Here is a 7,765-nt window from a genome sequence, read left to right as displayed (position 1 = left end):
CGCCGGGCGCCGAGCGGCAGCGGCGTCGCCGGCTGGGCGAGGACCGGCGCCACGACGACGGGGTCGACCATCATCGCGAGTGCGAAGCCGCCGGTGACGCACATGCCGACCACCCCGACGCCCGGGCCCCCGGCCGACTCGTGCAGCGACCGGGCGAGGCTGCGCAGCCATCCGGCCAGCGGGGTCGTCCGCCCGGTGGCCAGCAGGGCGAACTCCCGTGACACGCAGAGGCGCGCCACGACGGCAGCCGCCTCCCCCGGCCGCGGCTCGAGCCCGGCCGACCCGAACAGATGTGGGAGCGCAACGCTGAAACCGGCGTCCACGAGGTCATCGCCGAACGCCACGACCTCCGGGGTGAGCCCCGGGCTCTCATGGATGACGACGACGCCCGGCCCCTCCCCCCGCCAGTAGACGTCGAACGCGCGCCCGTCCGAGGTGTGGCGGCTGCGTTCCCAGGCGGAGAGTGCCGACATGCCCGCAGCCTAAGGTGAGCGCATGTCGTATGCCGCTGAGCTGGGTTCGCCGGTCCGTGACCCGGCCGCCGTGGCGGGCTCGCAGCGGCGCGGGATCCTGCGCGAGACGCTCATCGTCCTCGGCGTGAGTCTCGGCGCGTCGGCGATCTGGTCGATCCTGCAGATCATCGAGAAGCTGACGCGCAACGTCCCGCTGCGCGCGCAGACGACGACGATGAACTCGTCCGTGACGCCGGACCGCCCGTGGCTCGACCTCGCCTACCAGCTCGTCGGCATCGGTCTGGCGCTGGTCCCGGTCGTCCTCGCCATCTACCTCCTCGGCCGGGTGCTGCGACCCGCCGAGGGCGTCCGGCCGACGGCCTTCCTCGGCCTTGACCGGACCCGGCCGGGCAAAGACCTGCTCGCCGGGCTCGGGCTGGCCGCCGTCATCGGCATCCCGGGCCTGGGCCTCTACCTGCTGGCCCGGCAGCTCGGCATCAACACCAACGTCGCGGCGGCCAACCTCACCGCGGTGTGGTGGTCGGGCCCGGTCCTCGCGCTGGCCGCCATCCAGAACGCGGTCCTCGAGGAGGTCGTCATGGTCGGCTACCTCTTCACCCGGTGGCGCCAGATCGGCTGGTCCTGGCCGGCGGTGCTCGTCGGCTCCGCGGTGATCCGCGGCAGCTACCACCTCTACCAAGGCTTCGGCGGCTTCGTGGGCAACCTCGCGATGGGACTGATCCTCGGGCTGTTCTTCCTCCGCCGGCGCCGGGTCATGCCGCTCGTCGTCTGCCACTCGGTGCTCGACATCGTCGCCTTCGTCGGCTACACGGTGCTGCGCTCGCGCGGGATCTCGCTCTGATGACGGGGGCCACGGCCGACGAGGTGCCGCGCCGCTGGGCCGTCGTCGGTGCGGCCACACGGGCCGTCGTCCTCGCAGCAGTCCTGCTCCCGGTGAGCTGGACCGCCGTGGACGACAGCGGGACCGGCCCGGGGTGGACCTGGGGCCTCCGGACGGTCCTCGTCGGCCTCCACGTGCTCGTCATGCCTCCCATCGTGAGCCGCCTGCCGGTGGCCGCGTTCGGCCTGGGTGCGGTGGCGATGCTCGTCCTCGTCACCGCCCCGGACCTCACCGGGGCTGCGTCCGCCGGGACCGGCGCAGCCTTCGCCCCGATCCTGCTGCCGAGCAGCCTCGTGTGGTTCGTCCTGCTGTACGTGGTGGCCGCGCGGACACCACGGCCCTGGCCGACGCTCGCGCTCGCCGTCGGCACCCTAGGAGCCGCCATCACCGTGGCCCGCCTGTGGGACACGACCGGGTACCAGACACCGGTGCCGGGCCAGTGGGGCTGGCGCCTGTTCGTCGTCGGGGCGGTCGCCGGCGGGACCGTCGCAGCGTGGGCCCTGGGCCGCTACCGGGCCGCCCGGCTCGCCTGGACCGACGCGTTGGCCGAGCGCGCTGCCGCCGATGAACGGCGCCGGATCGCCCGGGAGATGCATGACATCGTCGCCCACTCGCTGGCCGTCGTCGTCGCCCAGGCGGAGGGTGGGAGACTCGCCGTCGCAGCGACACCGGAGCAGGCGCCACAGGTCCTCGACACCATCGCGGGCACCGGGCGAGAGGCCCTCGACCAGATGCGGGGGCTGCTCGGTGTGCTCCGGGACGAGGCCGGCCCCAGGACGAGTACAGCGGCAACACACGCTCCTGGCGACCCAGGACCACGACGTCCGGCGACCGCCCCACCTGCCCCGCCGCCGACCCTGGCGGATCTGCCGCCGCTCGTCGAACAGGTCCGCTCGTCGGGCACCGACGTCACCGTGACAGAGGTGGGCGCCCGCCGCGCGCTCAGCGACGCGGCTGGGGCGACGGCCTTCCGGGTGGTCCAGGAGTCCCTGACCAACATCCTGCGTCACGCGCCCGAGGGCACCTCGGCCCACGTCCAGCTCGACTGGCGCGACGGCCTGCTCGTCACCGTCACAGACGACGGCAGCCGGAACCGCCGCGGCCACCCGCCCGGCAGGAATCCGCTCGGTGGACGCGGCCTGGCGGGGATGCGCGAACGCCTGACCGCAGTCGGTGGCGAGCTGCTCGACGCGGGTCCCACCGAGCACGGCTGGCAGACCCGCGCGAGGATTCCCTCATGACGGGCACCGGCGCGATCCGGGTCGCGATCGCCGACGACCAGGAGCTGATGCGCTCCGCGCTGCGCATGACGGTCGGCTCGCAGGCCGATCTCGAGGTGGTCGGCGAGGCGGGCGACGGCCACGCCGCAGTGGACCTCGTGCGGCGCCACCGCGTCGACGTGGTGCTCATGGACATCCGCATGCCGCGCCTCGACGGGATCGCGGCCACGACGGTCATCACCCGCGAGCAGCCGGAGACCCGGGTGGTCGCGCTGACGACCTTCGACCTCGACGAATACGCGTTCTCCGCCATCCGTGCCGGCGCGAGCGCCTTCCTCCTCAAGGACGCCCGAGCCGAGGACATCGTCGACGCGATCAGGGTCGTGCACGCGGGCCACGCGGTCGTCGCCCCGTCGACGACCCGCCGCCTGATCGAACACGTCGCGGCTGCCCCGCGCTTCGACGGGGGTCGCGCGCGGACGGTGCTCGAGCCGCTGACCCCCCGCGAGGCGGAGGTGCTGCGTGCCGTCGCGACCGGCGCGACCAACGCCGAGATCGCGGCCACGCTGCACCTGTCCGAAGCAACGGTCAAGACCCACGTCGGACATGTGCTGGGCAAGCTCGGCCTGCGGGACCGGGTCCAGGCCGTCGTGCTCGCCTACGAGTCCGGTGTCGTCCAGCCGGGCGAGTAGCACCTCATCCCTGAGGATGAGGGACGCGCGACCCGCGGCCGACGCGCCAACGGGGCCGGCCGGACCACCGTTGGTCCATGGCCTTCACCACCACCGCGAACGACCACACCCACCGCCGGACCGCCCCACCACGCCGTCGACGCACCCACCCGATCGCCGGCGTGCTCGCGGCTCTGTGGGCCGTGCTGCACGTCGCGATCGCGATCCTCCACCTGGCCGGTCGCGGTCCGACCCCATGGACGCCGATCGAGGCATCGGTCCTCGGCTCGCTCCGCCCGGCAACGGCCGCCACCGCGCTCGCCGTCCTCGCGCTCCTCGCCCTCGCCACACTGACCGCGACGACCGTGACGGCACGCCGGACCAGTGCGCCGGCGGGCGTCCACCGCGGGGCCGGAGCCGTGCTGGTCGCCGTCGGCCTCGTCGCTGCCCTCGGCTTCGGCGACATGCGCGGCCTGGCCCTCATGGGGTATCTGCCCATGGTGCTGCTCAGCCTCCTCGGCGTGGGGCCGGTCGCCGACCTCGACCCGGCAGTCCTCGCATCCCCGATGCTCTCGCTCAGCCACACGGTCGGTGGGCTCGCGCTCGTCCTCACGGGCGTGTCTGTCCTCTCGGCGGGACGGGAGGGCACGGGCAGAGCCACAGCCGCGGCGCCCCGGCGGGCGGCCGCCGCCCTGCGGGTCGGGCGGTGGGCCGTCGGCGTCGCCGTGACGGTCCCGGTCGGCTACGCCACCACGAGGATCGCCTGGGCGGTCGGGCTCCCGCTCGGTGTCCGCGATGCCTTCCTCGTCGAGCTCGGCAGCGCGAAGTTCGCCGGCCTCGGCCTTGGCCTGTTCGCCCTCGTCGGGTGCCTGCTCACCCTCGGGCTGGTCCAACGGTGGGGCGAGCGGTTCTGGCGCTGGGTGCCCCGCATCGGCGGACGGCCGGTGCCCGTCTCGATGGCGGTCGTGCCCGCGCTCTTCGTCGCGACCGCGGTCACGTCCGCGGGGCTCGGGTTCTGGCGCAGCGTCGTCATGGGCGACCTCGACCGTCTGCCCGGGGAGCCGGCGGACTGGGCCGCGTGGGCGCCGGAGCTGCTCTGGCCGCTCTGGGGGCTGGCTCTCGGCGTCGCCGCCCTCGCCTATCGTGCGCGGCGCGAGGCGACGGCCGAGCGCCCCTGACGCCCGTGGCTCAGCGGAGCCGTGCCGACCGGACCGCCAGTGGCAGCGTCAGCAGGGTGACGGCACCAGCGGCGAGGACGCCGGCCGGGAACGAGGCCCGCGCGGCGATGACGCCGACGAGGACCGAGCCGACGGCGGTGCCGGCATCGAACCCGACGTTCCACACCGCGCTCGCCAGGTTGTGCCCGTCTCGGCCCACGGAGGCGAAGGCCATGACGAGCGTGAGGTTCTGCAGCGCGCCGTAGCCGAGACCGACGAGGGCCATCGCGGCGAGGAACGCCGCGGCGGGCGTCGCGTCGGGGTGCCGCACGGCCCAGGCGGCCAGCGCCATCCCGGCCGCGGTGACGAGGACGAGGGGCCAGGTGAAGCGCTCGGCACCGTGGCGGTCGGCGAGCAGCCCGGCCCGCCACCGGGCGAGCGCCGCGACGAGGCCCATGACGAACAGCCCTGCCGTCGTGAGCAGCGGGGACGAGACCATCTGCGGGGCGAAGGTCAGGATCGCCCCACCGGCCAGCGTCACCCCGAGCAGGACGAGGGTGGGGGCCAGGAGCCGTCGGTATGCGGCCCAGTCCCGGCCACGTGCACCCCTCCTGTCCGATCCTGCGCCGGCCTCGCCGTTCGTCGCCTGCGGCACCACGCCTGCACCCTCGTGCGTCGCGACCGCCCGACCCAGGCCCAATGCGGCGGGGATGCCGAGCAGCGGCCCGGCGCTGACGAGGAAGACGAGTCCGTAGCTGACGCTCTCGGCGATCCACGGGCCGAGCGGCAGGAGGACGAGGTTGGGCACAGCGACCGCCAGCCCGTAGACGCCGATCGCCTCCCCACGCCGGCCCGGCGGCGCAAGCAGGGCCGCCGCAGCGCTGCCCGTCACGGTGATCACGCCGAACCCCACACCGCGGGCGGCGGACAGGGCGAGGACCGGTGCGAGCGCATCGCTGGCGGCATAGAGCAGGGCCGGAACGCCGAGCAGGACGAGGCCGGCGACGAGGACCGGCCCCCACCCGAAGCGGCGCAGCGCGCCGGGGACGGTCAGCTGGGTCGCGATCGTCGCCAGGAGCAGGACCGTGTTGACAAGGCCGGCGCCCGCCTCGTCGGCGCCGCCGTGCACCGCCCACAGCGGCGCGACCGGGAGCAACGCTGCGTAGCCGGCGAACCCGGTGAGGCTGACGAGGACGAGACTCGGCATCCCGGGCAGGCGCCACACCGGCGCTCGCCGTCCGTCGCCGCTCGAACCTGTCACGCGCTCGACGGTAGCGGCCACGCGCGAAGGGCACGTCCGCGCCGGACCCAAGCACACCTCATACGATGACGCCCATGAACTCAGCCGAGCGGGTGCGCGCGCGCCTGCTCGGGACCGAGGCGGACGAGTTCCGCTCCAGCGCCCTCACCGGACGGCCGCTGTGGAAGACCCTGGGACTGCTGGGGCCGCTCTTCTTCACCGTCGTCGGCGGGTTCATGCGGTTCTGGCACGTCGGCGCCCCGCACCAGCTCATCTTCGACGAGACGTACTACGTCAAGCAGGGCTGGTCGATGGTCCTGTTCTGGTTCGAGATGAAGGTCGATCCGACCCTGCTCGAGGCGAAGCAGGTCGACCAGCACTTCACCGCCAACGACCCGTTCGTGTGGGGCACCGAGGGCGACTTCGTCGTGCACCCACCGGTCGGCAAGTGGCTCATCGGGTGGGGCGAGGTGCCCTTCGGGATCCTCAACTCCTTCGGCTGGCGCTTCGCCGTCGCGCTCGCCGGCACTCTGTCGATCCTCATGCTCGGGCTCATCGCGCGGCGGCTCTTCCGCTCCGACCTCATGGGCACCCTCGCCGCGGCGCTGCTCGCCTTCGACGGGCACCACTTCGTCCACTCGCGCACCGGGCTGCTCGACATCTTCGTCATGTTCTTCGGGCTCGCCGCGTTCGGCGCACTGGTCGTCGACCGGGACCGGGCACGTTCCGTGCTGGCTCGGCGGGTGGCCGGGGTGCCCCGCCACCATCTGTCCTTCCTCGGGCCATGGCTCGGCTGGCGACCGTGGCGCTGGACCGCCGGCGTGTGTCTCGGGCTGGCCTCGGGCGTCAAGTGGTCGGGCGCCTACTTCATCGTCTTCTTCGGGCTGCTCGCCGTCCTGTGGGACCTCGGCGCCCGACGCGCCGCCGGCGTGCGCGGCTGGTGGGCGGGCGGGCTGGTCAAGGACGGGCCGTTCGCCTTCGTCCAGCTCGTCGGCACGGCCCTCGTCACCTACGTCGCGACGTGGACCGGGTGGATCCTCACCAAGGGCGGCTCGTTCCGGACCTGGGCCGAGACGAACCCGAGCCGCGACTTCGGCTGGCTGCCCGACTGGTGGCGCTCGCTGTGGGCCTACCACCAGCAGATGTTCGCCTCCACCGAGTCGATCACCTCGCCGCACCCGTACCAGACCAACCCGTGGTCCTGGCTCATCCAGGGCCGGCCGACGTCCTTCTTCTACGAGGGGCCGAAGAAGGGTGCCGACGGGTGCCTCGTCGACCAGTGCAGCAAGGCGATCACCTCGATCGGGACGGTGTCGATCTGGTGGGGCGCGACGCTCGCGATCTTCGTGCTCCTCTTCATGTGGGCGCTGCACCGCGACTGGCGCGCCGGAGCGATCCTCTGCGGCATCGCCGCCGGCTACGTGCCCTGGTTCTTCCTCGGCAACCGGACGATCTACTCCTTCTACGAGGTGGCCTTCGTGCCGTGGATCGTGCTCGCCTGCGTGTACGTCCTCGGCCTGCTCATCGGCGGCCGGGACGCGACGACTGTCCGGCGCCGGTGGGGGCTCGGGGTCATGGGCGCGTTCGTCCTGCTGACGATCGGCCTGTTCGCGTTCTTCTATCCCATCTACACCGCCCAGGTGATCCCGCTGCACGAGTGGCAGCAGCGGATGTGGTTCCCGAGCTGGGTCTGAGCGCGCCGCTCCCGGCCCGCTGAGCGCCATACCGTATGCCGCTCAGCCCGCGCCGCGCGGACGCGACGTCCCGCGCCCGGCTCGGTTTCATCCCGGGGCGGGCTGGGTGTTAGAGTTCACGTCGCACTCCGGTGCATGGGGCTGTGGCGCAGTTGGTAGCGCGTCTCGTTCGCAATGAGAAGGTCAGGGGTTCGAATCCCCTCAGCTCCACCCCGCGCACAAGGCTCGAACCCTTGCCCGACGAATCGTTGGCAGGGGTTCGGGCCTTGTTGCTGTCCTGGGCCCAGTTGAGGGCGTTGCCGCTGACCTCGGGGTCGAGCAGCATCTCATAGGGGCGCTGATACTCGACGCGGAGTTCGTCGTCTTCCTCGACGTAGATCTTGGTGAAGAACGCCTGGTTGCACAGGCGGCGGTTGGTGTCGTCGCAGCG

The 7,765-nt window shown here is 73.0% G+C and carries 7 protein-coding genes and 1 tRNA gene; 6 read left to right on the top strand and 2 right to left on the bottom strand.

Going from position 1 to position 7,765, the window contains the following annotated elements:
• Positions 1-473 (bottom strand): dienelactone hydrolase family protein (locus N864_RS16595; protein ID WP_034719361.1); only part of this gene is annotated, 473 nt, incomplete at its 3' end.
• Positions 474-495: 22 nt separating this feature from the next.
• Between N864_RS16595 and N864_RS16590 the strand changes: the two genes are divergently transcribed.
• The 4 genes from N864_RS16590 to N864_RS16575 all read left to right on the top strand — a co-directional run bounded on the left by N864_RS16590 (position 496) and on the right by N864_RS16575 (position 4,422).
• On the top strand, positions 496-1,314 hold the full coding sequence (locus N864_RS16590; protein ID WP_051518708.1) for a CPBP family intramembrane glutamic endopeptidase: 819 nt from the start codon (positions 496-498) through the stop codon (positions 1,312-1,314).
• Positions 1,314-2,594 carry a sensor histidine kinase gene (locus N864_RS16585; RefSeq protein ID WP_034719357.1) on the top strand — a complete coding sequence of 427 codons (1,281 nt, stop codon included), beginning with the start codon at positions 1,314-1,316 and terminating at the stop codon, positions 2,592-2,594. The genes N864_RS16590 and N864_RS16585 overlap by 1 nt, the downstream gene beginning before the upstream one ends.
• Entirely contained in the window at positions 2,591-3,265 is a 675-nt protein-coding gene (locus N864_RS16580) for a response regulator transcription factor (RefSeq protein WP_034719354.1), read from the top strand. Before N864_RS16585 ends, N864_RS16580 begins: the two co-directional genes overlap by 4 nt.
• A gap of 77 nt (positions 3,266-3,342) precedes the next feature.
• Positions 3,343-4,422, top strand: coding sequence for a hypothetical protein (locus N864_RS16575; protein ID WP_051518707.1), 1,080 nt, complete (start codon positions 3,343-3,345; stop codon positions 4,420-4,422).
• Positions 4,423-4,432: 10 nt separating this feature from the next.
• On the opposite strand, the gene N864_RS16570 is transcribed toward N864_RS16575, so the two are convergent.
• Positions 4,433-5,662: an MFS transporter gene (locus N864_RS16570; RefSeq protein ID WP_240474367.1), complete on the bottom strand. Its 1,230-nt coding sequence runs from the start codon at positions 5,660-5,662 to the stop codon at positions 4,433-4,435.
• Positions 5,663-5,736: 74 nt separating this feature from the next.
• Between N864_RS16570 and N864_RS16565 the strand changes: the two genes are divergently transcribed.
• The gene (locus tag N864_RS16565; RefSeq protein WP_034719347.1) at positions 5,737-7,335 is read left to right on the top strand and encodes a dolichyl-phosphate-mannose--protein mannosyltransferase; all 1,599 of its coding nucleotides are present in this window, start codon (positions 5,737-5,739) and stop codon (positions 7,333-7,335) included.
• A gap of 137 nt (positions 7,336-7,472) precedes the next feature.
• Positions 7,473-7,545: transfer RNA gene (locus N864_RS16560), tRNA-Ala, on the top strand.
• Positions 7,546-7,765 lie beyond the last annotated feature (220 nt).

Source organism: Intrasporangium chromatireducens Q5-1 (genome assembly GCF_000576575.1).
GTDB classification, from domain to species: Bacteria; Actinomycetota; Actinomycetes; order Actinomycetales; family Dermatophilaceae; genus Intrasporangium_A; species Intrasporangium_A chromatireducens.
Note: the sequence above shows the minus strand (reverse complement) of the source record. Positions and strands in the feature narration are given on the sequence as shown.